This window comes from Dyella japonica DSM 16301, from assembly GCF_001010355.1.
Taxonomy (GTDB): domain Bacteria; phylum Pseudomonadota; class Gammaproteobacteria; order Xanthomonadales; family Rhodanobacteraceae; genus Dyella; species Dyella japonica.
This window is the reverse complement of record NZ_JPLA01000111.1, coordinates 1-362: the sequence shown is the minus strand read 5'-3', so window position 1 is coordinate 362 and position 362 is coordinate 1. Positions and strand designations below refer to the sequence as shown.

At 40.1% G+C, this 362-nt stretch carries 1 protein-coding gene; it reads left to right on the top strand.

All coding sequences use genetic code 11. The annotated features are described in order from the left end of the window. The first annotated feature begins 117 nt into the window (after positions 1 to 117). The gene (locus Y882_RS21030) at positions 118 to 312 is read left to right on the top strand and encodes a hypothetical protein (protein WP_046973400.1); all 195 of its coding nucleotides are present in this window, start codon (positions 118 to 120) and stop codon (positions 310 to 312) included. The last annotated feature ends 50 nt before the right edge of the window (positions 313 to 362 follow it).

The following is a 362-nucleotide window of genomic DNA, read 5'->3' as shown; positions in this document are numbered from 1 at the left end:
CCTCCCATACGGAAAATGAACTTCCGAGCCAAGTAAAGATTCAATCCTCAAGGTGTTACCGTGTGATTTCTGGCTGGAGATTTTGGTATAAGATTGCAGAGGATTTGGGAGAGAATTATGAGAAACAAGAAAGAGCTTTACTCTGGTGAGTGGATCACCGATCAACAGGTGGGAGAGGTAACCTGCTTCCGATGTTTTACCAGGTACAATCTTAAAACTGCACCAAAAAGTGTTCCAAAGACTGATGGTTATTACATAAAAGAACCTCATTGCCCAAAATGTAAATGCCGCTTATACTGGAGTAATCTGTAAAAGATTGGCATCTGAAAACCGCAGTGTATAATATATGCATAAACTAACAG